22 protein-coding genes are annotated in these 21,499 nt (G+C 69.0%); 11 read left to right on the forward strand and 11 right to left on the reverse strand.

Annotation, left to right across the window (positions count from 1 at the left end):
* Positions 1–123: 123 nt before the first annotated feature.
* Positions 124–570, reverse strand: a complete 447-nt coding sequence (locus OG293_RS04485; protein ID WP_405997449.1) for a hypothetical protein — start codon at positions 568–570, stop codon at positions 124–126.
* 125 nt (positions 571–695) lie between these two features.
* Between OG293_RS04485 and OG293_RS04490 the strand changes: the two genes are divergently transcribed.
* Positions 696–1,895: a saccharopine dehydrogenase family protein gene (locus OG293_RS04490; RefSeq protein ID WP_405997450.1), complete on the forward strand. Its 1,200-nt coding sequence runs from the start codon at positions 696–698 to the stop codon at positions 1,893–1,895.
* A gap of 22 nt (positions 1,896–1,917) precedes the next feature.
* Here OG293_RS04490 and OG293_RS04495 read toward each other — a convergent pair whose 3' ends face one another.
* Positions 1,918–2,610 carry an endonuclease V gene (locus OG293_RS04495; RefSeq protein ID WP_406003500.1) on the reverse strand — a complete coding sequence of 231 codons (693 nt, stop codon included), beginning with the start codon at positions 2,608–2,610 and terminating at the stop codon, positions 1,918–1,920.
* A gap of 55 nt (positions 2,611–2,665) precedes the next feature.
* Between OG293_RS04495 and OG293_RS04500 the strand changes: the two genes are divergently transcribed.
* Positions 2,666–2,965 carry a YciI family protein gene (locus OG293_RS04500; protein WP_405997451.1) on the forward strand — a complete coding sequence of 100 codons (300 nt, stop codon included), beginning with the start codon at positions 2,666–2,668 and terminating at the stop codon, positions 2,963–2,965.
* Positions 2,966–3,005: 40 nt separating this feature from the next.
* On the opposite strand, the gene OG293_RS04505 is transcribed toward OG293_RS04500, so the two are convergent.
* Positions 3,006–4,139 carry an oxidoreductase gene (locus tag OG293_RS04505; protein ID WP_405997452.1) on the reverse strand — a complete coding sequence of 378 codons (1,134 nt, stop codon included), beginning with the start codon at positions 4,137–4,139 and terminating at the stop codon, positions 3,006–3,008.
* Between the two features lie 421 nt (positions 4,140–4,560).
* Between OG293_RS04505 and OG293_RS04510 the strand changes: the two genes are divergently transcribed.
* Entirely contained in the window at positions 4,561–4,977 is a 417-nt protein-coding gene (locus OG293_RS04510; RefSeq protein WP_405997453.1) for an SsgA family sporulation/cell division regulator, read from the forward strand.
* Between the two features lie 158 nt (positions 4,978–5,135).
* Here the strand turns inward: OG293_RS04510 and OG293_RS04515 are convergent, their stop codons facing one another.
* Positions 5,136–5,813: a GPP34 family phosphoprotein gene (locus OG293_RS04515; protein ID WP_405997454.1), complete on the reverse strand. Its 678-nt coding sequence runs from the start codon at positions 5,811–5,813 to the stop codon at positions 5,136–5,138.
* A 337-nt stretch (positions 5,814–6,150) separates the two neighbouring features.
* On the opposite strand from OG293_RS04515, the gene OG293_RS04520 reads away from it, so the two are divergent.
* The 3 genes from OG293_RS04520 to OG293_RS04530 all read left to right on the forward strand — a co-directional run bounded on the left by OG293_RS04520 (position 6,151) and on the right by OG293_RS04530 (position 9,938).
* Positions 6,151–7,794, forward strand: a complete 1,644-nt coding sequence (locus tag OG293_RS04520; protein WP_405997455.1) for an ABC-F family ATP-binding cassette domain-containing protein — start codon at positions 6,151–6,153, stop codon at positions 7,792–7,794.
* A 278-nt stretch (positions 7,795–8,072) separates the two neighbouring features.
* Positions 8,073–8,849 carry a dimethylargininase gene (ddaH, locus tag OG293_RS04525; RefSeq protein WP_405997456.1) on the forward strand — a complete coding sequence of 259 codons (777 nt, stop codon included), beginning with the start codon at positions 8,073–8,075 and terminating at the stop codon, positions 8,847–8,849.
* A 114-nt stretch (positions 8,850–8,963) separates the two neighbouring features.
* Positions 8,964–9,938 (forward strand): acyl-ACP desaturase, encoded by a 975-nt coding sequence (locus OG293_RS04530; RefSeq protein ID WP_405997457.1) that lies wholly within the window; start codon positions 8,964–8,966, stop codon positions 9,936–9,938.
* A 180-nt stretch (positions 9,939–10,118) separates the two neighbouring features.
* Here OG293_RS04530 and OG293_RS04535 read toward each other — a convergent pair whose 3' ends face one another.
* Complete coding sequence (locus OG293_RS04535) at positions 10,119–10,916, reverse strand: VOC family protein (RefSeq protein ID WP_405997458.1); 798 nt, start codon at positions 10,914–10,916, stop codon at positions 10,119–10,121.
* A gap of 187 nt (positions 10,917–11,103) precedes the next feature.
* Here OG293_RS04535 and OG293_RS04540 point away from each other — a divergent pair, with 187 nt between their 5' ends.
* From OG293_RS04540 to OG293_RS04555, 4 genes are all read left to right on the forward strand, one after another.
* Complete coding sequence (locus tag OG293_RS04540; RefSeq protein WP_405997459.1) at positions 11,104–11,406, forward strand: hypothetical protein; 303 nt, start codon at positions 11,104–11,106, stop codon at positions 11,404–11,406.
* Between the two features lie 109 nt (positions 11,407–11,515).
* On the forward strand, positions 11,516–12,634 hold the full coding sequence (locus OG293_RS04545; protein ID WP_405997460.1) for a hypothetical protein: 1,119 nt from the start codon (positions 11,516–11,518) through the stop codon (positions 12,632–12,634).
* A gap of 24 nt (positions 12,635–12,658) precedes the next feature.
* Positions 12,659–13,345, forward strand: a complete 687-nt coding sequence (locus tag OG293_RS04550; RefSeq protein WP_405997461.1) for a hypothetical protein — start codon at positions 12,659–12,661, stop codon at positions 13,343–13,345.
* Positions 13,342–13,947, forward strand: a complete 606-nt coding sequence (locus OG293_RS04555; RefSeq protein ID WP_405997462.1) for a hypothetical protein — start codon at positions 13,342–13,344, stop codon at positions 13,945–13,947. The genes OG293_RS04550 and OG293_RS04555 overlap by 4 nt, the downstream gene beginning before the upstream one ends.
* A gap of 9 nt (positions 13,948–13,956) precedes the next feature.
* Here the strand turns inward: OG293_RS04555 and OG293_RS04560 are convergent, their stop codons facing one another.
* From OG293_RS04560 to OG293_RS04585, 6 genes are all read right to left on the reverse strand, one after another.
* Positions 13,957–14,202, reverse strand: coding sequence for a WhiB family transcriptional regulator (locus OG293_RS04560; RefSeq protein WP_405997463.1), 246 nt, complete (start codon positions 14,200–14,202; stop codon positions 13,957–13,959).
* A 180-nt stretch (positions 14,203–14,382) separates the two neighbouring features.
* Positions 14,383–15,174 carry a VOC family protein gene (locus OG293_RS04565; RefSeq protein ID WP_405997464.1) on the reverse strand — a complete coding sequence of 264 codons (792 nt, stop codon included), beginning with the start codon at positions 15,172–15,174 and terminating at the stop codon, positions 14,383–14,385.
* 167 nt (positions 15,175–15,341) lie between these two features.
* The gene (locus OG293_RS04570; RefSeq protein ID WP_405997465.1) at positions 15,342–15,848 is read right to left on the reverse strand and encodes a hypothetical protein; all 507 of its coding nucleotides are present in this window, start codon (positions 15,846–15,848) and stop codon (positions 15,342–15,344) included.
* Positions 15,845–16,846: a caspase domain-containing protein gene (locus OG293_RS04575; protein ID WP_405997466.1), complete on the reverse strand. Its 1,002-nt coding sequence runs from the start codon at positions 16,844–16,846 to the stop codon at positions 15,845–15,847. Before OG293_RS04575 ends, OG293_RS04570 begins: the two co-directional genes overlap by 4 nt.
* Complete coding sequence (locus OG293_RS04580; RefSeq protein WP_405997467.1) at positions 16,843–17,256, reverse strand: TIR domain-containing protein; 414 nt, start codon at positions 17,254–17,256, stop codon at positions 16,843–16,845. Before OG293_RS04580 ends, OG293_RS04575 begins: the two co-directional genes overlap by 4 nt.
* A gap of 82 nt (positions 17,257–17,338) precedes the next feature.
* Positions 17,339–18,781, reverse strand: coding sequence for an NF041680 family putative transposase (locus OG293_RS04585; RefSeq protein WP_405997468.1), 1,443 nt, complete (start codon positions 18,779–18,781; stop codon positions 17,339–17,341).
* A gap of 784 nt (positions 18,782–19,565) precedes the next feature.
* Here OG293_RS04585 and OG293_RS04590 point away from each other — a divergent pair.
* The gene (locus tag OG293_RS04590) at positions 19,566–21,425 is read left to right on the forward strand and encodes a hypothetical protein (RefSeq protein WP_405997469.1); all 1,860 of its coding nucleotides are present in this window, start codon (positions 19,566–19,568) and stop codon (positions 21,423–21,425) included.
* Positions 21,426–21,499 lie beyond the last annotated feature (74 nt).

A 21,499-nucleotide genomic window follows, 5' to 3' on the forward strand; every position in this document is an offset into this window, starting at 1 on the left:
AACGCGTTCCACCCGGCACAAGGGTCTGGGCCGAGCAAGCGCTTAGAATCAGCCGCTTACCATCGTGGAATTCCGACCGAAATCATGCCTTTCCGGCCGCCTTCATGGGGGATGGCGGGATCCTCAGCGCGCCGTCGTGCGCTTGTCCGTCGCCGGATCGGCCGCAGCGTTGATGGCCCCGGCGACCTCGTCGGCGCGCGAGAGGCCGGGAGCCAGCCAGTGGTACGTCCCGACGGCCATCACCTTCACGTGTGAGCCGTCCTTGAGACGGATGTCGACGCCCCCGTGCCCGGGCGCGGCGGAGGCGACCGACTTCAGGGGAATGTGCCGGTCGGCAGTCAGATTGCGGACCACGACCTCGTCTCCCGTGAGGGACACCCGGCGATTGAGCGCGAGAAGCAGCAGATAGCCGGAAATGAGAACGACCAGCCCCGCGAGGCCGAACATCGGGCCCGTGTCCTGTCCGGCGGTGGCGGCGAGCGCCACCAGAGCGGCGCCCGCGACGAGCCCGCACACCGCAGCCGCGATGTGGGACCACCGCAACAGGCGGTGGGGACGCCAGGTACGCATGTCTTCACGCTAGATCCGGCCCTGGGGCCCGGCATGTTACCGATGGGAAACGCATCTTCTTTCGGGCCGGTTCGCACGCTAGCCTCAGCCACCGACATGACCGCGGGACAACGGCGGAGGGGCCATTGAACAGGCAGAACGGGACCGATCGCGCACAGCGGCCGTACGACATCGTGCTCTTCGGGGCAACGGGGTTCGTCGGCGTGCTCACGGCGGAGTACCTCGCGGAGCACGCGCCCGAGGGTTGCCGCTGGGCCGTCGCGGGCCGCAGCCGGCAGAAGCTGGAGCAGCTGCGCGAGCGCCTGACCGCCAAGCACCCCGGCTGCGCGGACCTGCCGCTGATCGAGGCGGACGTGGACGATCCCGGGACACTGCGCGAACTGGCCGGGTCGGCCCGCGTGATGGCGACGACGGTGGGCCCCTACCTCCTCTACGGCGAGGCTCTGGTCGCCGCCTGCGCGGAGGCCGGGACCGACTACGTCGACCTGACCGGCGAGCCGGAGTTCGTCGACATGATGTACGTACGCCATGACGCGCGGGCCAGGGAGACCGGCGCCCGGCTGATCCACGCCTGCGGCTTCGACTCCGTTCCGCACGACCTGGGGGCCTATTTCACCGTCCAGCAGCTCCCCGAGGGCGTACCGCTGAGCGTCGACGGGTTCGTACGCTCCAACGCCACCTTCTCCGGCGGCACTCTGGCCTCCGTCCTGAACGCGATGGGACGCGGCCGGCAGATGATGCGGGCGGCGCACGAGCGGCGGTTGCATGAACCGCGGCTGGTGGGGCGGAGGGCGCGGGCACCGCTCGGCGGGCCGCGGTTCAGCCGGGAGACCGGAGCCTGGGCGCTGCCGCTGCCGACGGTGGACGGGCAGATCGTGGCGCGCTCGGCGCGGGCACTGGAGCGGTACGGGCCGGACTTCCGCTACCGGCACTACGCAGCCGTCCGGACGCTTCCGATGGCGGCGGGCGGTGCGGCAGCCGTGGGCGCGCTGTTCGGACTGGCTCAACTGCCGCCCGCGCGGCGCTGGTTGTCGGAGCGGATCAAGCCGGGCGAGGGACCCGACGAGAGGCGCCGGGCCAAGAGCTGGTTCTCGGTGCGCTTCGTGGGCGAGGGCGGTGGCCGCACGGTGTTCACGGAGGTGTCGGGCGGCGATCCGGGCTACGGCGAGACGGCGAAGATGCTCGCCGAGTCGATGCTGTGCCTGGCCTACGACGAACTGCCCCACACCTCGGGGCAGGTGACCACGGCCGTGGCGATGGGCGACGCGCTGCTGGCGCGGCTCCAGGCGGCGGGCATCCGCTTCCGGGTGGCCGCCACACGCTGAGGCCCCTCTCGTTCGGCGTCCTTCACGCGGCGGCGTCGGCCAGAGCACGACGGCAGAGCGAGTCGGCCCGGCGGGTGGACTCGGGGAGCCTGAAGGACGGCGTGAGCCGGAGCGTGTGCGCACAGGCGTGGTCGAGACCGGTGCGGTGGCCGACCGAGACGAACACCGGCTTGACGCCGTCCTGTGTGCGCAGCGCCCGGCCGACCTCCTCTGCGTCGTCGGCGCGCAGCGCGGCGAAGTCCCCACGTCGGGGCCCGAGTTCGCCGTGGCTGAAGACGAAGGGGTTCTTGGCGACGCCGATCACCGGCAGCCCGGTCAGCACACCGAGATGCGCGGCGAGTCCGAAGCGGCGGGGGTGCGCCCGTCCGTACCCGTCGCAGACGACGAGGCCGGGACCTGCGCCGAGGGATTCAAGGGCGGCGAGGACGGTCGGGATTTCCCTGAAGGCAAGCAGTCCGGGGACATAGGGGAAGGCGACCCGGCCGACGGCGGTCGCCTCTTCGACGACGGTGAGGGTCGCCGCGTCCATGACGACGGCCGCAGCCGCGACGATGTCCCGTGTGTCGTCGTAGGCCACGTCGACACCGGTCACCAGGCCGGTGCCGGGCGCCGGCCCCGGCTCGTCCAGGACGACACGCGTCCGCAGTTCGTCCTGGACTGCGATGGCCTCGGCCTCGTCGGCGGGCCAGCCCCGGGGCGTCTCTATGATCTTCATGGTGAGGCCCAGCCTACGGAAGGGCGCGGCGACCGGGTGCCGTAGCCTGGCGATCATGTTCGTGATGGAATTGACCTACACCGCGCCCGTCGATCAGGTGGACGAGCTCCTCGAAGCGCACGTGGCCTGGCTGGACGCGCTGTACGAGCAGGGCGTTTTCATCGCTTCGGGCCGGAAGAACCCGCGCGACGGCGGGATGATCCTCGCCGTCGGGGACGACCGCGCGACGATCGAGAAGATCGCGGCGGCCGACCCCTTCACGCTCGGCGGCGTGTGCGAGTACCGGATCACGGAGTTCATCGCGACCAAGACCGCACCCGGGCTCGACCCGTACCGCCGGCAGTTGCCCGGTTAGGACCGGCGCGAGCGGGCGGTACGAGCACGATGAGCGCGGCTCAGAATTCGAGGCGTGCCACCCGGCCCTTCTCGCCCGAGGCCCAGCACCCGAAGTCGCCGGTGCAGTCGACCGTGTCGTACGAGCCGGTGTCGACCGTGCGCCAGCTGCGACCGCCGTCCACGGTTAGATCGGTGCCGGTCGGTCCCACGGCGAGCGCGGCGGACCTGCTGTGCGGCAGCCAGGTCACGCCTGAGCGGTAGGCCGGCGGAGGTGTCTTCGCCTGCCGCCAGCTGCGACCGCCGTCGCCGCTGACCGCTCCTGCGCTCGGGGACGACTGGTCCGGGCGGTAGTCGCCGCCGACGGCGATACCGTGGGAGCGGTCGCGGAAGGCGAGCGCGAAGACACCACGGGCGGGGTCCCCCGCCGGGATGGTCGACTCGGCGGCCTTCCAGTGCAGCCCGCGGTCGGCGGAGTGCAGCACCCGCGCGGTGGCGCCGCCGCCCGTCGCCAGCCAGACGTCCTTCGGCCCCGAGCTGACCAGGCACTGGCCGCTCGCGGCGAAGCCCGCCTCGCCCGGCTGCGCCGCCGGCATCCCGGTGTCGGGGAGCACCTTCCACGACTTTCCGCCGTCGCCGGTCGACAGGATGCGGAACCGGCCGTCCACCGGGTCGCTCATCGCGAGCCCGTGCCGGCTGTCGAAGAAGGTGATGCAGTCGTAGAAGGCCTTGGGATCGCTGTTACGGAAGGACTCCGTCCAGCTCGCACCGCCGTCCTCGGTACGGAACACCCGGGACGCCTCTCCCTCTCCGATGGCCAGCACGACCGCGCGCCGGCTGTCGAACGCCTCGATGTCACGGAACTCCAGCTCGCCCGCGCCCGGCGGCGAAACATTCAGCCAGCTGTGGCCGCCGTTCGCCGTGCGCAGGACCGTGCCCTTCGAACCGGCGACCCAGGCTGAGCTGCGGCTGACGGCGGCGAGGCCCCGGAACCGTACGTCAGTGCCGGTGGACTTCAGGTTCCAGGCCGGTTCCTTCCCTCCTGCTGTGCCGCTCCTTCCCGCCGTGTCGCGCTTTCCCGCCGTGCCGCCGCCGGTCAGCTGGGCCGCCTGTGCCGGTGCGGCCAGTGCCGCGGCAACTGCCGCCCCACACAGCCCCACTGACACCATTCGTCTCGTCTTCCCCATGGAGGTCATGGCGCTGGAAGCTAGCCCACGGCCGGGACCCCGTCCAGAGTGCGGCCCGAGGGCCCGCTGCCGCCGGCGTCGCCGAGGTCGTACGCCGCTGCCTTCCGGCGCCCTCCGGTACACGCTCGCCGACGGCAGCGGCGAGGAGCCGGAGCGGCCGACCACCGTCAACCGCTCCCCCTCCCGCAGGCTGGTGACGCCCGGCGATCTCACCATCAGTACGGCGCGGGGCGAGCGGCACGGGACACGGGTGACACTGTGGGCTGCCGAGCGAGCTACATAAGCCGCATTTCGGCCATTCCAGACCGCCCGCCGAGCGGTGACACAGGTCACTTCTCTTTCCGATGCCTCCCGATGCACGGATTGGCTCGATCCGACGTCTCTGACGGTGTCAGTAGACGTCAACGAGCCGCACACGAAGGAGCCGGCCTTGCCCACCGTCATCGAACACGCCGTGCAGGCACGCCTGGTCGCCTCGGCTCCCCAGATGGAGTCGGTCCCGGCCACGCTGCGGTACGACCGCCGGGATCCCTTCGCGGTACAGATGGCCTTTCCGCCCCCGGCCACGCTGGAAGGCAACGAGGTGTCCTGGGCGTTCTCGCGCGAGCTGCTCGCCGCGGGCATCGACGCTCCTACCGGCGTCGGCGACGTACGCGTCAGGCCCTACGGCTTCGACCGGACCGTCGTGGAGTTCCATGCCCCGGAGGGCGTCGCGATGGTGCATGTCCGCACCAGCGAGCTGCGCCGCTTCCTCAGGCGCGTCAATCTGATGGTTCCCGTCGGGCACGAGCATCGCTATCTGGATCTCGACCACAATCTGGCCGAGCTGCTGCGCGACGCCTGCTGACGCACCGCACCTGCCGGTACGGGGGACGACCCGGCCGGCAGAAGGGACCGGAGCTGCTCGTCTACCGGCCCGCGCCCAGCAGCGCGTTGAGCTTCCCGTAGTCGTAGCCGCCCGCCAGGCCCTCGACGCTCGGGCGCGGGCGGGCGGCTGACGGGGAATCAGCAGCCGTCGGCCGACGCGGTGGTGGAGTTCGTCGTCGCGGCCTCGATCACCGCCGTCCGCATCTCCTGGATGACCTTCCTCAAGGTGGGGGAGGCCTCCCCACCGCGTTCCGCCAGCTGCCCGATCCGCTCCTTGTGGAGCGAGCGCTCCTGGGCGGTGGCGAGCGCGCGTACCTCCGCCGCGGCCGCGAGCACGACGAGGGCCGCGTCCGGGCCCGAGACCTCGGCGACGGGCACCGGCCCGGCCAGCACCGCCCGCGCGTCCTCGCGCAGTGACACCACGACGCCGGGGCGGTCGATTTCGTACCGCGCGGCCGGGAAGATCCCGAGCACCCGCCTGCGCCGCCTGCGCAGATACCCGGACTGCGTCAGCTGGGTCCGGACGGCGTCGAGGGTGTACCGGGCGTGAAAGGTCACCCACTTCTTCCAGGTCCGGGGCCTGGACTCCTCGATCAGCTCCAGCAACCCGTCGAGTACCGGGTCGCCGCTGCGGCCGTCACCGACCGGGACCGCCACCCCGCCGTCGTCATCGAGCAGTCCTCGACGGGTGAGCTCGGTGAGTGCTCCAGCCCGTACCAGTGAGGCCGGTTGGGATGCGCCGGTGGCGTTCTGCCGCTCGGTGTCCCAGGACAGCAGGAACAGCCGGGCGGCGATCGAGAGAGATCCATCGGGCACTGCGCACGCCTCTCCGTCCCGGTCACTCCTGTGCCGGCTGTTCGCTCCTGTTGCCGGCTCACGGTAATTCCTTTGACAGCCCTGACGGCCCCTCCTACGGTGTACAGCGGTCCTGTTGTCGCCGATTGGAGTAGGACGTTGCTCGTCTGAGGTCTTGAGACACCGTGCGTCACCGCCTGGTCCGGTCATTCCGGCAAGCTGTGCGCGATGCGTGCGACCTCGGCGTTCGAGCCGTCCACCCCCGGCCGGGACCTTCCGCGTTCCCCCGGCGGCCTCGCCGCACTCCCGGTGTCTCCACCTGTTGCCCTGCCCCTTCCCACGCAACCGGGAGACCCGTATGTCTACTGCCTCCACCCACATCACCTGCTCCTCCCTCACCTTCGCCTGGCCGGACGGCACCGGAGTCTTCGACGACTTCCAGCTCGCGGTCGGCCCCGGCCGAACCGGTCTGATCGGAGTCAACGGTTCAGGAAAGTCAACGCTGTTGAAGCTGATCGCCGGTGAGCTGACGCCGACCGACGGTGCGGTCCGCCTGTCGGGCGAGGTCGGCCATCTGCCGCAGAACCTGGTGCTCGACACCGCCCTGCGGGTGGACGAGGTGCTGGGAATCGCCGCCGCACGCGCGGCGCTGCATGCCATCGAGGCCGGCGATCCGAGCGAGGAGCACTTCACGGCGGTCGGGGACGACTGGGACGTCGAGGAGCGGGCGCGCGCCACACTCGACCAGCTCGGACTCGGCCACATCGGGCTGGACCGCACGATCGGCGAGGTGTCGGGCGGCGAAGGAGTACTGCTGCGGCTGGCGGCCCTGCTGCTGGCGAGGCCGAACGTGCTGCTGCTCGACGAGCCGACGAACAACCTCGATCTGTACGCACGGCGGCGCCTGTACGACGCGGTGGCCGCCTGGTCCGGAGTACTGGTCGTGGTCAGCCACGACCGCGATCTGCTGGAGCTGGTCGATCAGATCGCCGATCTGCGCGACGGCGAAGTCAGCTGGTACGGCGGCAACCTCTCCGCGTACGAGGCGGCACTCGCCGTTGAAGAGGAGGCGGCGGAGCGCATGGTGCGCGTCGCCGAGGCCGATGTACAGCGACAGAAGCGTGAACTGGCCGATGCCCAGGTCAAGTTGGCCGGACGCAAGCGGTACGGACAGAAAATGTGGGACTCCAAACGGGAACCGAAGATCGTCATGGGAGCTCGCAAACGGGCGGCCCAGGAATCGGCGGGCAAGCACCGCATCATGCACACCGAGAAGCTCGCCGAGGCGAAGGAACGGCTCGACGAAGCGGTGGAGGCGGTCCGCGACGACGACGAGATCCGCATCGAGCTGCCGTACACCACGGTTCATCCGGGCCAGGTCGTACTGCGGCTGAGCGATCTGCGGCTGCGTCACGGAGCCGAGGTGAACGGCGAGTTCGAGATCCGCGGCCCGGAGCGGATCGCGCTGGTCGGACGCAACGGGGCGGGCAAGACGACGCTGCTGCGCACCATCGGCGGCGAGCTGGAGCCGGTCGCCGGTGAGGCGGTGGCCGAGGTTCCACTGCGCTTTCTGCCCCAGCGCCTCGATGTGCTCGACGACGAACTGAGCGTGGTGGAGAACGTGGCGCGGTTCGCGCCCGACGCGACCAACAACCGCATCAGGGCTCGGCTGGCCCGCTTTCTCTTCCGGGGCGCACGGGCCGACCAGCGGGCCGGAACCCTCTCGGGCGGAGAGCGGTTCCGTGCGGCGCTGGCCGCGCTGCTGCTCGCCGAGCCCGCTCCGCAGCTTCTGATGCTCGACGAACCGACGAACAACCTGGACATGGCGAGCGTGCGGAAGCTGACGGCCGCGCTGGAGTCGTACGAGGGGGCGCTGATCGTGGCGAGCCACGATGTGCGGTTCCTGGAGGCGATCGGCGTCACGCGCTGGCTGCTGCTGGACGGCGGGCTCCGGGACATCTCGGCTGACGAGGTGCGCGAGGGGGAGCTGCCGATGAGCTGACGACTGCCGCGCGGGAGCCCTCGCCGGGGCTCTGGCGGAAGGCCCCGGCGAGGACTCCCCTGGCATGCCCCGGGCGGACGTCCGAGGCGCAGTCCCGAGCGGACGTGCCCGGCGGAGTCCCGAGCGGACGTGCCCGGCGGAACGTCCCGGACGGGCGTCCGGCGTGCCACCGGCCGGGGAGGACGCGCCCCGATCGGGGGCCCGCCGGGGATTCCGCCGCGCGACGATCGCGGGTCATGATGGGCGCCACCGGACCCATAACCCCTGGAGACGCGCCCGTGCCGAGCAAGAAAGCCCTGATCCGACGCCCCAGCCCGCGCCTCGCCGAGGGCTTGGTCACCCATATCGAGCGCTCCCCCGTCGATGCCGCTCTGGCGCTGGAACAGTGGGAGACATACGCCGAGACGCTGCGCGAACACGGCTGGGAGACGGTGGAGACCGAGCCGGCCGACGACTGCCCGGACGGGGTGTTCGTCGAGGACACGGTGGTGATGTTCCGCAATGTGGCGCTCATCGCCCGCCCGGGGGCGAAGTCCCGCAGGCCCGAGACGGCTGCCGTCGAGGAGACCCTGGCCTCGCTCGGCTGCTCGGTGAACTGGGTGTGGGAGCCGGGAACCCTCGATGGCGGGGACGTCCTCAAGGTCGGCGACACAATCTATGTGGGCCGCGGTGGGCGCACCAACGCGGCCGGCGTCCAACAGCTGCGCGCCGCCTTCGAGCCGCTGGGCGCCCGGGTCGTGGCCGTACCGGTGTCCAAGGTGCTGCACCTGAAGTCGGCCGTGACCGCGCTGCCGGACTCCACCGTCATCGGCTATCCCCCGCTGGTCGACACCCCGACCGTCTTTCCGCGCCATCTGCCGGTGCCGGAGGAGTCGGGCGCGCATGTGGTGCTCCTCGGCGGCGGCAAGCTGCTGATGGCGGCGAGCGCGCCGAAGACGGCCGAGCTGTTCACGGACCTCGGCTACCAGCCGGTAGCTGTGGACATCAGCGAGTTCGAGAAGCTTGAGGGGTGCGTGACCTGCCTCTCCGTGCGCCTCCGCGACCTGTACACATAACGTAATGTAATCGAACATATGGGATCCAGGCTTGGCCAGGGGCTTACCGCCCCTTAACCTACGGTGTCGTAACCTACGAATACGTAGGTATCTCCCCGTCCCCCAGGAGCACCCGTGACGATCACCTCTCCCCACCTCGGCAGTTCGGAAGCGTGGACCGACGCCCGACTGCTGTTCGCGCTGGAAGAGGTGGTGGAGAAGGAACTCAACCGCCATCTCATGGTCGCCAAGGACTGGATGCCGCACGAGTACGTCCCGTTCACCGACGGCCGCAACTTCCCCGGCTTCTTCGAAGACGGCGAAGCCTGGGAGCCCGCGCAGTCCAAGGTCACGGACCTCGGCAAGATCGCCCTGGTCGTCAACCTGCTGACCGAGGACAACCTCCCCAGCTACCACCACGAGATCGCCTCTCTCTTCGGCCGCGACGGCGCCTGGGGCACCTGGGTGCACCGCTGGACCGCGGAGGAGGGCAGGCACGGCATCGTGATGCGCGACTATCTGCTCACCTCACGCGCCGTCGACCCGGACAAACTGGAGCAGTTCCGGATGGCGCACATGGCGGAGGGCTTCGAGTCCGACAACCGTCACTCGATGCTGCACTCGGTGGCGTACGTCGCCTTCCAGGAACTCGCCACCCGCGTCTCGCACCGCAACACCGGCCACCAGTCGGGCGACCCGGTCTGCGACCGGATGCTGGCGCGGATCGCGACCGACGAGAACCTGCACATGGTCTTCTACCGGAACCTCCTGGGCGCTGCCTTCGAGCTCGCCCCCGACCTGACCATGCAGTCCGTCCGCGACGTGGTGGTCAACTTCCGCATGCCCGGTCACGGCATGCCCGGCTTCGAGCGGGCCGCGGCGCAGATGGCGATCGGCGAGATCTACAACATGCGGATCCACCACGACGACGTACTGCAGCCGGTGCTGCGCTTCCTGAAGGTGCTCGACATCGACGGCCTCGGCCCGGAAGGGCTCAAGGCCCAGGAAGAGCTCGGCCTGTACATGGGCGGGCTGAACTCCGAGGCGTCCAAGTTCGACGAGAAGCTCGCGGCCCGCAAGGCCCGGATGGCGACTCGCGCGTCGGGCTGACCGCCGGTTCGGCCACGGTCGGCGCGTATGGCCCCGCCCGGGCGGGCCACAGTCGGAACGACCTCGCCCGCCCGGGACCCTGTCCGCCTCGCCCACCCGGGATCCTGTCCGCCTCGCGCACACCGGCTCAAGTCCGGTTCCGCGAGGCCGTGGGCGGTTCTTCGGCCCGGGGTTCGAGGTTCAGCTCGCGTCAGAAGTCTTGGGCATGGCACCCGCGGTCTTCATACGGTCGAGCACGGAGAACGCCGCGCCCTGTGGGTCGCTCAGCGCCGCGAACCGGCCGAACGGGCTGTCCATCGGCCCGAACCGCAGCACCCCACCGCGCTCCGTCGCCCTCGCGACGGCGGCGTCGCAGTCCTCGACGGTGAAGTACACGTTCAGGTACGGCGGCACCTCGGGCGGGAACTCGTCACCCATCTTCATCCGGCCGAGGACTCTCTCGTCGCCGACACTGAAGAGCTTGTAGTCAATCGCGTCGTCCTCCATCTGCTGCGCCTTGTAGGGGAAGACGGCCTGGAAGAAGGCGTCCGTCTTCTCCGGATCCCGGGTGAAGACCTCGGCCCAGCAGTACGCTCCGGGCACGCCCGTAGCCTCGAAGCCCTCGTGGACTCCGGCCTGCCACACCCCGAAGACGACCCCGCTCGGGTCCCGCGCCAGCAGCATCGACCCGAAGTCGCCGACCTGCATCGGTTCCATCAGCACCTCGCCCCCGTTGTCCCGCACCCGCCCGGCAGCGGCGGCGGCGTCGGGCGAGGCGAGGTAGAGGCACCACGCAGACTGGCCCTCCTGCCCCGGCATGGGGGGCACCACGGCGGCGACGGCCTTCCCGTCGGCGTACGCCTGTGTGTAGTTCCCGTACTCCGACGAAGCCTCGCCGAAGGTCCACCCCAGTACGTCGCCGTAGAAGCTCTTGGCTCCCTCGACATCGCTGAACATCGCGTCGGCCCAGCACGGCTTGCCCTCAGGGTGTGCGGCCATGACTCTGCTCTCCTGTTCGCGGACGGTCCGTTTTCACGCTAGCGAGTGCTCCGTGAACCCGCGCGCCGAAGGCACCGGCGCGGCGGGGCACCGCCCAGCACGAAGCGTCGGCGCACGCGCCCCCCGCCACCCGTCCGAGTGACGTGGCTTATCCGGATATGGCGATGATCTGCAAGGGTGGTCGGCCATGGATCGTGATCTTCAGGTGGACACCGACCAGTTGGGCCGATTCTCGCGCGCGCTGGGCAGCTCGCTGACCTCGCTGGCGGAGGCCAGACGGGCACTGGAGCACGTTCGGGACGACCAGGTGGGCACGAAGGAACTGGACGAGGCGTGCGACGGCTTCCAGCGGCGATGGAAGTACGGCGCGGAACAACTGGGCGCGCGGATCAGCGCGGTGCACAGGGGCGTGAAGCTCAGCCACGAGGGATACGCCCAGGTCAACAAGGTGATCGAAGCGGCGTTCAAGGCGGTGGACGGCCATGCCTGAGTACCCGCACCTGGGCTGGAACCCGGCCCCCGGCAGCCCGCCGGCCATCGCCGCGCTCCGGACGAAGCTGATGACGTCGGCAACGGCCCTGGGCACGGCGCACCGCCTGGTGACCCAGTTGCTCGGCGAGAGCACGTACTGGCGGGGAGAGGCGGCGGACGCTTTCCGCGAGGCGCTGGACGGGGACCTGCCGCGGCAGCTGAGGAACGCGCACCGCTCGGTGTCGAAGGCGGCGGCGAAGCTGCGGGGATGGCACGACGACTTGGTGGGCTACCAGGCGACGGCCCGCAGGTACGACACGCGGGCAAAGCTGGACGCGGCGGCACTGATGCGGGCGGAATCCCACCACGAACGCGCGCGCACGACGAACGTCCCGGAGCCGGAGCTGAAGGCGGCGGGGGACGCGGTGACGAGGGCGCGGGAGGCGCTGGAGTCGGTGCGGAGGCTGGCGCGGGAACTGGAGGAGACGCACAGGGTGGAGGCGGGGAGGGTGGCGAAGTCGCTGAACGAGGCGACGGAGAGGCTGGCGCCGGGGGAGCCGGGGGTGTTGGACAGGGTGCTGAAGTGGGTGGACGAGGATCTGGGCGACTTCCTGTCGGACGTGTCCGCTGTGGTCGGCTTCGCAGCAATGGTCATCGGGCCCCTGTTTCCGCCCGTTGGGCTGGCCCTGCTGTTTGTCGCCACCGGAGCGAGTTTCGGCGCTCTCGCTCTCCACTTGAGAGATCCCAGAGTGCACAAGTCCCTGAAGGACGGCTTAACGAAAGGTGAGTTCGACGCCGACTTCTGGGACTGCACCGTGACGCTCACAGGGGACGCCCTCGGGTCCGTGCCCGGTGTGGCGGCAGTGGCACACGGTGCCAAATCGGCTTCAGCGGCCTCTCACGCCCTCGGTGCACTCGGCGACTCGGGAGGAATCGCCTCGGCTGCACGCACTGGTTCAAGCGCCTTCACCAGCGGCGCAACGATCGCCATGGACGGCCTCCGGCAGGTGGAAAACCCACTTGCGGGATGGGCCTTGCGGAGCACACCTGATGCCGTCCAAGAGACGGTGAAATACACCCTCACGGGGACTGGTGCCATCACAGCCACGAGTCATCTGCCTGTGTTCGGCGAAAACGAAACGGTCGACAACACCGCAACGGCAGTGGACGGCGTACGTGCAGTCGTCGACGACGGGCCAAGCGCCGCAGCCAAGGCCGCCCACGCGTGGACAATCATCGCTCGCTAGCAAACGCCCCCAAAGGCAGGCTTGATGCTCATCAGAAATGTCATTCCCCCTCCGCCTATCTGGTTCCGGTTGCCGCCCGGCTACCACACACTGGACCTCGCCCGGCTGAACGAACTGGAGCATGTTGCCGAAGCTCTGCTGACGCCCATCCTTGCAAGCTCATCAGCAGTGACCGACTCGCTGCGTGACGCGTCTGCCTTGGTGATGCTGCTCCAAGCGATTCACGAAGGCGGAGGCATTCACACCTCCATCGGAGTGCATCCCGACGGCCAGGACGGTGCCGCAGTATCGCTCTTTTCCCTGTCTGTGCGTGGCATCGAGTCGCGAACGCCCGGTCTCGCCGTGGCGCAGAGCGGGCTCGCCATTGCGAACTCCCCCCATTGGAGCAGCAACACTCGCAAGCTGTTGGAACTGCCCATCGGTATGTCCGCGGCACTGGTAGCGGGCACTTTGTCCGCCCCGCCACGCCAACTGCTCGCGGAAGCAGGCATCAGCGCAGAACCGAGCGAGGTCTTCCAGGCCCGACTAACTGTGTCGTACCCGAGCGGCACGCGCATCGCCGTCGCCGATCTCACCAGTGCGGCAACCCGTCATGGAGAGGCATATACCGAAATCCTCGAGGCGATCGCCCGGACGATCACCTTCTCCGCACCTGACTCGGCCACATCGACCGCTCAACGCTCGTCGCGCATTCTGGAGGTGCCCTCGTGACGCCGCAGCAGCCGGACCTCCCACTTGGCAAGGCCGCGTTCGACCATCGGCCCACCGCTCTTGGACACCAACACCTCGTCATTAAGCGCTGGTGCTGGCTGACCCTTGCCCTGGGCCTTGCGGTGGCCTCGCTCTATCTGATCGCGTCTCAGCCCTTGTCCGAGGCCATCGGGTTCATCCTGATCTGCCTGCTCTTCCATCCGGTGATGATGTGTGCGACTTTTCTGGCACTCCGCCGCACAAGCCGTGTTGCAGCGATCCTCAAGACGTACGCGTGGCGGGCATTCCCCTGTGAGTACCCGCGCCGCACGGGTGAGAGCCCGAAGGTTATCCTGATCAACTTCGCCGATGGCCACATGCCGGTTTTTCGCTTCACCCCGTTCTCGGTAAGCCTCGCGCAGAAGCGAAATCCCCAGCCCGACATGATCTGGTTCGCCGGCGACCCCCGTTACGGCGGGGTCGTCTCCCCTGTCGGCGGCCACTTCCCCGTCCGCGTTGTCCCGGAGTCCATGGGGGACGCAGTCCCCGAAGGCACCCCCGAGGACAACACGCTCGCCGAGCGCGCCGAGCTCATTAAGGGCTGCAAGGTTCACACGACCTAGCCGCCCCGCTCAACCCCGCGCCCGCTTCAGCCGGAACCGTTCCTTCTCCGACAGCCCTCCCCACACCCCAAATCTCTCGTCGTTCGCCAGCGCGTACTCCAGGCACGCCACCCGCCCCTCGCACGCCCCGCACAGCTGCTTCGCCTCCCGCGTCGAAGAGCCCGGCGCCGGGAAGAAGAACTCCGGGCCCGCCTGGGCACACAGCGCGTTCTCCTGCCAGGAGAGCTCATGGTCGGTGATGGTGTTGATCGGCATACCGCACACGTTCCCCGCCGGGGATAAACGCTGGGTCAATGAAGCATCAACGTCCCCTGAGCAACCGCCCCACCTCCCGCACCCCGCCGACGGGCCCGTACTTCCCGGGCCTGACGCGCCCCACGCGCCTCTGTCCCCACCCGCCGTCGTCCGTCGCCCCCACCCGCCGGCGCCCAGCTATCAGCCGTCCTCCTGGACGCCCTGCATCACCGCGAAGCGGGCCCCCGCCGGGTCCGCCAGTTTGGCGAAGCGGCCCACTCCCTCCATGTCCATCGGGGCCATCCTGATCGTGCCGCCCAGTTCCTCCGCCTTCGCCACCGTCGCGTCGCAGTCCCTGACCTCGAAATACGGCAGCCAGGACGGCCCGGTCTCCGTCGGGTCCGCGGCCAGCGGGACGATGCCGCCGAACATCGCCTCCGCGCCCGCGCCCGCCGGGTTGAGCATCGTGTACGAGCCCGTGCCGTCCGGCAGCGGCATCGTCGAGGTCTCCCAGCCGAAGACGCCTTGGTAGAAGCCGAGGCCCGCGGCCTGGTCCTCGGTGTACAGCTCCGCCCAGCACAGCGAGTTGGGGTCGTTGACGAAGTCCAGACCCTTGTTCTTGCCCGGCTGCCAGGTTGCGAATCCCGCGCCCCCCGGGTCCTTGAAGATTGCCATGCGGCCCAGGTCGAAGACGTCCATCGGCTCGAAGACGACCTCGCCGCCGCCCTGCTCGACCGCCTTGGCCGTGGCCTCCGCGTCGGGTGACTGGAAATAGAGGGTCCAGCCGGGTGCGCCCTGTTCGGGGGCGACCGTCATCGCGCCCGCGACGGTCTTCCCGTCCTGTTGGTACATCCCGTAGCCGCCGGCATCGGGACCCGCCGACTGGAAGGTCCATCCGAACAGACCGCCATAGAAGGCAGTCGCTGCGTCGAGGTCGGGCGTGCCGAGGTCGAGCCAGTTCGGGGAGCCTGTGACGAAACGGGTGGTGAGCATGGTGCGCTCCTTCGAGGGGATCCCTCTGTCCTGTCGTCACGAGTCTGCTACCGATCCCCGAGGGCCGCACCAGTACGCACCAGGAGGTTACGGCCCGTGCCCGTACACCGTAGAGTGAAGGACGGATCCGGGCCCTTGCCGCCCGAAGCACGACAAAGGCTCCCCCGTCAGGAGCGAGCTCGCCGATATCGGTTATGCCTCGTTGCCCCCAAGGGCCAGATAATGCGGACCTCGACTCCGCGTTGCTGTGCGTAGGCAACGACGTCAGCCGTCCCCCCCTTGCCACCGGCGGGCTTGCCGTCCCATACCGCCAGCAGGATGTCGCTCTGGTCAGCAACTTCGCGCCCTGCAGCCATATATGCGTCCTCGCCCGGCGACGAGAAATCGAGCTCCGATCGCGACACGGCCAGTGTGAGCAGGGAATCATATGCCGCTCGCGCTTGATTGCTCTGGAAGCTGCTTTCGTAGTTTCTGCTGGGGACCACTACGTGCAATTGACCTCCGGCGGCCAGTGTCGCGAAAGCGAAGACCTGGTCCGCGCCCTCCGCAAGGCAGGTGAGCCCCAGAAGGTTCTCACCTTCCGCACCGGCTATCTCTGCGGCTACAGCCTTGGCGACATCACGGCGTGTGGCAGCGCTCAAGATCTGGTGTCCCGTGCAGCCGATGCGTTTCATAGCACCTTCCGTTTGGCCAGCTTCCAGAAGTAGCGGCCCATGGAGGTCAGATAGACCTCCCCGCCTTCCATGGCGACCCAGTAGTGGTCGCGTTGACCGTCCGTGGTGACCAGGTTGGCGTTGCGAAGGCGCCCCAGGTAGTCGAACTGCTGCTGCTTCGGCGTGCCCAGCATGCCAGGAGGCAGGGGCCTTCCGTCGCCTTCGTGTTCCGGGCTCAGCTGTACCACGCTGTCCGCGGAAGGAAAGTGATGGGGTAACTTCCGGAGTAACTCGGCGTCGAGCCAGGGCGGTCCGATGCGCAGAATCACGGGCTCGGTCAGGTTCGTCTTGAGAACCGGCCGCTGCTGCCACGCGTCGAAGGCGGCGCTGACGTAACCGTAGAGGCTGAGTGGAGTCACCTTTCCCAGGTGGTCGGTGGCTCCGCCCTCAAGACCGTCGAGAAGTATGCGAGTGAATACCCCGTGGCCGTCCACTTCCTGGGACGGTTCCGTTCCGCGGCTTGCCGCCAGGATGGTGACGTTCTCACGCAGAGTGGCCTTGTTCAGGCGGAAGTTCTCGGCAACGGCCGTGGCCTGGTGCCCGGGGGTACTTCCGAGGTCACCGCTGAAGCAGCAGTCGAGTATCAGAGTGACGCTGCGTGCGGGAGAGTCGTTGGCGAGGGTGATCAGGTCGTTCATCGACACACCCAGGTTGTGTGCCGTGGCGTCCTGGGTGACCAGGTCGGCGCCCCAGGCGGTCTGGGCACCGTGACCGGCGAAGAAGAAGAGCAAGTCAGTGTCACGAGCGTTGGCGAACAGCTGTGTAAGGGAATGCCGCAGGCTGTCTCGCGTGATGTGAGCGCCGTCCGTCTCACCCGTTATCAACTGCGTGCGCCAGTTGGGACTGCCATCGGCGTGTACGGAAAGGAGCTCGTTGAGCGCTGTCGCATCCGCAACGCAACCTCCCAAGGACCCGGCCGTCGGGTAGTGGTCGATGCCTACGAGTATGGCCCTCTTCATGCGTTCTTGCCCTCACCCATCATCTGCCGAACCGATGCTGCGATGGTTTTCCAGTTCCAGGCCGTCGTGCGGCTGCGCTGCAGGCCGAAGGGCAGCGTGCTGGTGGCGTCTGCGCCGTCGACGTACACGCCGAAGACGGGGACCATGAGCCCCTTGGCCATCGCGATCTCCTTCACCACCCCGGTGGCGGTGGCCATATGCCGGCCGACCAGCACGATGCACATGTTCGTGCAGGCCATCTTCTTCGTGATCAGGGCTTCCCACTGGTTCTGTGGAAGCGAGGTCTTGCTCGACCAGTCCTGAACGGTGAACGGTGTGGGCGAGTCGGCTCTCGCCTGGCCTGCGAACAACCTCTTCTGTACCTCGTTGCGATCGAAGTCGAAGCTGAGGAACGCGCGCGGATCGGCCATGATCTTCCTTGTCTCTGAGGGGGGTTGCCGACTCCTCACATTAGATGGCAGATCTGAAAACCAGGATGGTTTCAGCTTGAAATTAAAGGTTTCCCCTCGGTTCTTCGGGTCGAGGGGTGTCCTTTTTGTGCTGGTGTTTGCCGACGGGGTGTCGGGGGGCGGGGCTGGTGGTGGTGCCCCGTGGGCGGCCTGGGCCGGGGTGGGTGGCTTTCGGCGGTTTCGCGGGAGTGCCCAGGATCTTGCGGATGCGGGGATAGCCGCGGCGGACCCGGCCGGGAGTGAGCTGATCCGATGTGAGTGGCTTCTCCCAGGGCCGGCGCAGATCGCCGGTGAGGGTGCGGGCGAGTCGGAGCTGGGTGTAGGCGGCGAGGATCAGCCAGACCCAGCGGTCGGCCTGAGCGGGGTGACGCAGGCGGGGGCGGGTCATTCCCAGGGCCTGCTTCCAGAACCGGAATGTGTGTTCGATGTCGAATCTTCTCAGGAAGATCCGCCACAGGCGGTCGACGTCGTGAGTGTCGGCGTCGGGGGCCGAGTGCCATAGCCATAGCGGCTTGGGATCGCGGTTGCCGGGCAGGCGCTCGACCGCGAGGTGTACCAGCGTTCCCTCCACGTTGGGCAGGTCACCCGGGTGATCGGCCCAACCGCCCTGGCGGCGTTCGAGTTTGGGGTGCAGGCGTCCCCAGCAGCGGGCGGTCACGGCACCGAACCGGTCATGACGGGTGGTGGACTCCTGGACGGGTGCGGGGTGGGTGGCCGGGTCGGCCAGCCGGAAGGGTGCGCCATGACGCGGTTGGCGGCCTTTGGTGGGTCCCCTGCGGCGCCCTGGCGGGTGGTGCATGACGCGGTCGGCGCGGATCCGCCCGAGCAGCCGGACCGGCTCGTTGCGCAGCAACCACGTCAGCCGCACGATGTCGTAGCCGGCGTCCAGCACGAACAGCACCCCGGGGTCGCCCTCGCGACACTGACCAGCCTCGCGCAGGCGCGTGAGCAGGTTCCGGACCTGGGCGGCGGTGACCTCGGTCAGGTCATCGTCCGGGCAGAGGCGGACCGCGTCCAGCGGCCCGGTCCACGAGGTCCGTCCGCCGCCCAGCGCGGCGGCGACCTGGTAGGGCCAGCCCGGAATCGTCTGCCGCACCCCGTCGCAGCGGCACGGGCGGTGGCAGTGCAGCCGGTCCGGCGAGCACTCCGCGTCCGGGCGCGGCCACGGTGTCACGTCCAGCGCGATCGAGATCTGCCGGTCCGTCCCGCGCGGAAGCTCCAGCCCGGCCAGCGCCAACCGCAGCCGCGACACATCCAGGCGGCCTCGGGCGAGCGCGTCGTACATCGCCCCGTGCCCACGCCGGTGAACTGTCTCAAGCGACAACTCCGGCAGCGACACCACCGGGCCGCCCGCGCACAGCACCGCGTCCGTCAACTCGAACAACGCATCGGCACGGCGGGGCATTGCCGCGTACAACTCCATTCGAAAGGAGGACAGTTCGGCAAGTGCCTGCCGATGAGCGGCTCCAGGGGCGACACTCGACACTGACGACCTCCCGGCCCGTTGTGCGACTCGACATCACACAGCGTGAAAGGGAGGTCGTCGCCATGTCCGGCAGATCCCCATGTGAGTGAACGATCCGAACCTCAAACGATCACTGAAGGTTAAATTTCAAGTTCAGATGAACCGGCCATAGGCGGGCAACGCGTACGCCGCGACCACCAGGACTGATCAGCGCTGGAGACGCCTGGCCGCATCACCGAAGGCCCCCCTCGGGCAGCCGCCCCCAGTCCGAGCCGCCGAATCAGTCGGGCAGTCGGGCAGTCGGGTAGTGAACCTGGGCCGTCCTGGCTCGCGCCCCCGGCGGGGTCGCGCTGAGCCACACTCTGTCGGCGTACGCGCCCCCGCGCTCCATGCGCCGCCTCCGCGCTTCCGCGCTCCCTTGCCAGCCGTGTGCTGATCGTAAAAGCTTCCGCCAGTCGCTCCCGCGACTGCGCCGCGCTGCCGTGGACCATGACTCCCATCGCCGACGGCGGGCCACATACGCCACGGTGGATCACACATGCCAGCACGTCAGCGGTTTCAGGGCTCAACCGCCCCACTCCGAACCCGGATTTGGGGCGGGAAGGACAGGCACTCCCTCGCCCTCCTGTTCGCTCTCCCCCTCGCTCTCCTTCTCCTGCTCTTCCCGCTTCTCCCAGGCATCCCCGTCGAGTCCGCCGCTGACTCCATACGTGCCGCTCCCGGTGCCCTCCCCGTCACCGCGACGAGCGCAACGCCACCGGCTCTGTCCTCATTGGTGCTCCGCGACCCCGGCCTCAGTCCCCCGGTGCGGCTGATCTCGCAGGGGCGGTGGCAGGGCGAGACCGAGACGGCGTGGCTCATGGAGGTGTGCGAGGGCTGGCAGCGCACCTGGCGCTCGGGGCGGAACGAGGAGGCGCAGGCGGTGGTCTGGCGCTGCCCGGATGCCCGGGACGCCGCCTCGTTGGTCTGGTTCGCGGCCTTCGACCCCGACTTCTTCAGGCACCCGAAGAACCTTCCCGCCCTGCACGGTGTGTGGCTGAAACCCGAAGTGCGGTACGTGAGCGGCGCGAAGAGCCGCGAGGCTCTCTTCGCGCAGGGCAACCGGGCGGCCATGGTGTCCCTCCGTACGCCCGCCGGGGACCGTTCCGACGAGCTCACCGGACGGATCACCGCCATGGCCTCGTCACAGGCCGCCCTGCTGCCGGGCGAGCGCGCCGAACTGAGGGAACCAGCCTACGTCCGGGGCATGTCGGTGCTGGTGACGATCCCTGCGGTCAGTTATCTGGTCTACATCCTGCCCTGGCGGATGCTCCGCACCTGGCCGGTGTGGCGCCGCTACCGCGTCAGGAGAAGGGATGCCGCCTGGCGGAACGTGTCCGGTTCGGCACTCCCCCTGGCCGCCCAGGTCCGCGTCCGGGCCGTGTTCCGCGTCTTCGGCTTCTTTGTACTCGGCATGCTCATCGCCACCCGCAACCTCACGATCGACCCCGTCGTCATGCTCGCCATCGCCCTGGCCGGCGGCTGGATGGTGCCCATCGGCAGCAGGCGGCTGTTCCGCATGTGGCGTCCACGCCCCGTGCGCGGCCGTTGGGACGTGCGCGGCCGGCGCGCCTGGGCGGTGCGCTCCTGCGGTCTGGCGAGCCTCCTGCTCTACGCGGCAGGGCTGGCCCTGTTCTTCGTCTTCTACATCGCACAACTCTCGGGCCTCGCCGATTCGCCCTTGATCGAGGGAGGGCTTCCCACGGCCCGGTATCTGCAAGTGAAGTCATTCGGGCATCTGTTGGCGTTCGTCGTACTGGCGGTCGTGGGTCTCGGGGCCGGCAGTGCGGTGATTGTGGTGTCGGGCCTGCTCATGGTGTTCGGGGTCCTTGTGCGCAGGCTGGGACGTTCCTACGCCCTGAAGGACGCCGCGACCGCCCAGGACGAGAGCGACGAGCCGCCGGTCCTCTACCTCCGCAGTTTCACCGACGACTCGGCCACCATGCCGTCGAGCGCCATCGCGCGAACCAGTGTGCTGGAGCGGGCCAGTTTCGCGTGGCGCCAGCCCTTCGAGGAGATCACCGTCCGTCATGTCAGCGCGCTCGGGCCGGTCATTGCGGCGTCCCACCCTGCGGACACCCGGCGCCGGGCCGACATCGGCGCCGCTCGGATGCGTCTGGGCAGCCACTGGCAGCAGGAGATCGAGGAGATGGCGCTGCGATCCCGATGTGTCGTGGTGGGTGCGACGCCGGAGGAGCTCAACGACGGGCTGTTGCAGGAGTTGGACCTCCTGGGGAGGCATCCGACGGTGCCCGTCGTCCTGGTACTGGCTCCTTTGCCAAGGCGGCAGTTGGAGAAGCGCTGGCAGGGATTCATCGACGCGGCCGTCGCGCGGAGGGGCAGCCGGCCACGTGATCAATGGCGGTTCGACGGCCTCCGCGACCATCGGGACGGGGCCACCGGAGCGCTGCTCCTGCTCAACACCGGGGGTACGGAGTGGCGGGTCTGGGGAGCGACTCGCCGCACAGAATTCACCTACGCGGCAGCGTGGGGCGAGGCGCGTGACGTGCTGTCAGCCGGGGCGCAGGGGCTCCCGAACGGTGATCACTCAGGGGCTGCTCCGACTCGTCAGGGCACGTTACGAGGGCTTCGACATCGCCGTGGACCAGATGAGCTCGCCGGTTGAACTGGTTGAACCGGTAGCACCGGCGAGCGGCGAGGCCGACGGAAGCGTCCTGCCGTTGACGACGGCAAGGCCGT

This window comes from Streptomyces sp. NBC_00829 (assembly GCF_045161795.1).
Taxonomy (GTDB): domain Bacteria; phylum Actinomycetota; class Actinomycetes; order Streptomycetales; family Streptomycetaceae; genus Streptomyces.

What these genes read in the sequence shown, in the direction of transcription:
- OG293_RS04485 (WP_405997449.1), bottom strand. Translation starts at nt 570, where the DNA reads ATGCGTACCTGGCGTCCCCACCGCCTGTTGCGGTGGTCCCACATCGCG.
- OG293_RS04495 (WP_406003500.1), bottom strand. Translation starts at nt 2,610, where the DNA reads ATGAAGATCATAGAGACGCCCCGGGGCTGGCCCGCCGACGAGGCCGAG.
- OG293_RS04500 (WP_405997451.1), top strand. Translation starts at nt 2,666, where the DNA reads ATGTTCGTGATGGAATTGACCTACACCGCGCCCGTCGATCAGGTGGAC.
- OG293_RS04505 (WP_405997452.1), bottom strand. Translation starts at nt 4,139, where the DNA reads ATGACCTCCATGGGGAAGACGAGACGAATGGTGTCAGTGGGGCTGTGT.
- OG293_RS04520 (WP_405997455.1), top strand. Translation starts at nt 6,151, where the DNA reads ATGTCTACTGCCTCCACCCACATCACCTGCTCCTCCCTCACCTTCGCC.
- OG293_RS04535 (WP_405997458.1), bottom strand. Translation starts at nt 10,916, where the DNA reads ATGGCCGCACACCCTGAGGGCAAGCCGTGCTGGGCCGACGCGATGTTC.
- OG293_RS04540 (WP_405997459.1), top strand. Translation starts at nt 11,104, where the DNA reads ATGGATCGTGATCTTCAGGTGGACACCGACCAGTTGGGCCGATTCTCG.
- OG293_RS04550 (WP_405997461.1), top strand. Translation starts at nt 12,659, where the DNA reads ATGCTCATCAGAAATGTCATTCCCCCTCCGCCTATCTGGTTCCGGTTG.
- OG293_RS04560 (WP_405997463.1), bottom strand. Translation starts at nt 14,202, where the DNA reads ATGCCGATCAACACCATCACCGACCATGAGCTCTCCTGGCAGGAGAAC.
- OG293_RS04565 (WP_405997464.1), bottom strand. Translation starts at nt 15,174, where the DNA reads ATGCTCACCACCCGTTTCGTCACAGGCTCCCCGAACTGGCTCGACCTC.
- OG293_RS04570 (WP_405997465.1), bottom strand. Translation starts at nt 15,848, where the DNA reads ATGAAACGCATCGGCTGCACGGGACACCAGATCTTGAGCGCTGCCACA.
- OG293_RS04575 (WP_405997466.1), bottom strand. Translation starts at nt 16,846, where the DNA reads ATGAAGAGGGCCATACTCGTAGGCATCGACCACTACCCGACGGCCGGG.
- OG293_RS04580 (WP_405997467.1), bottom strand. Translation starts at nt 17,256, where the DNA reads ATGGCCGATCCGCGCGCGTTCCTCAGCTTCGACTTCGATCGCAACGAG.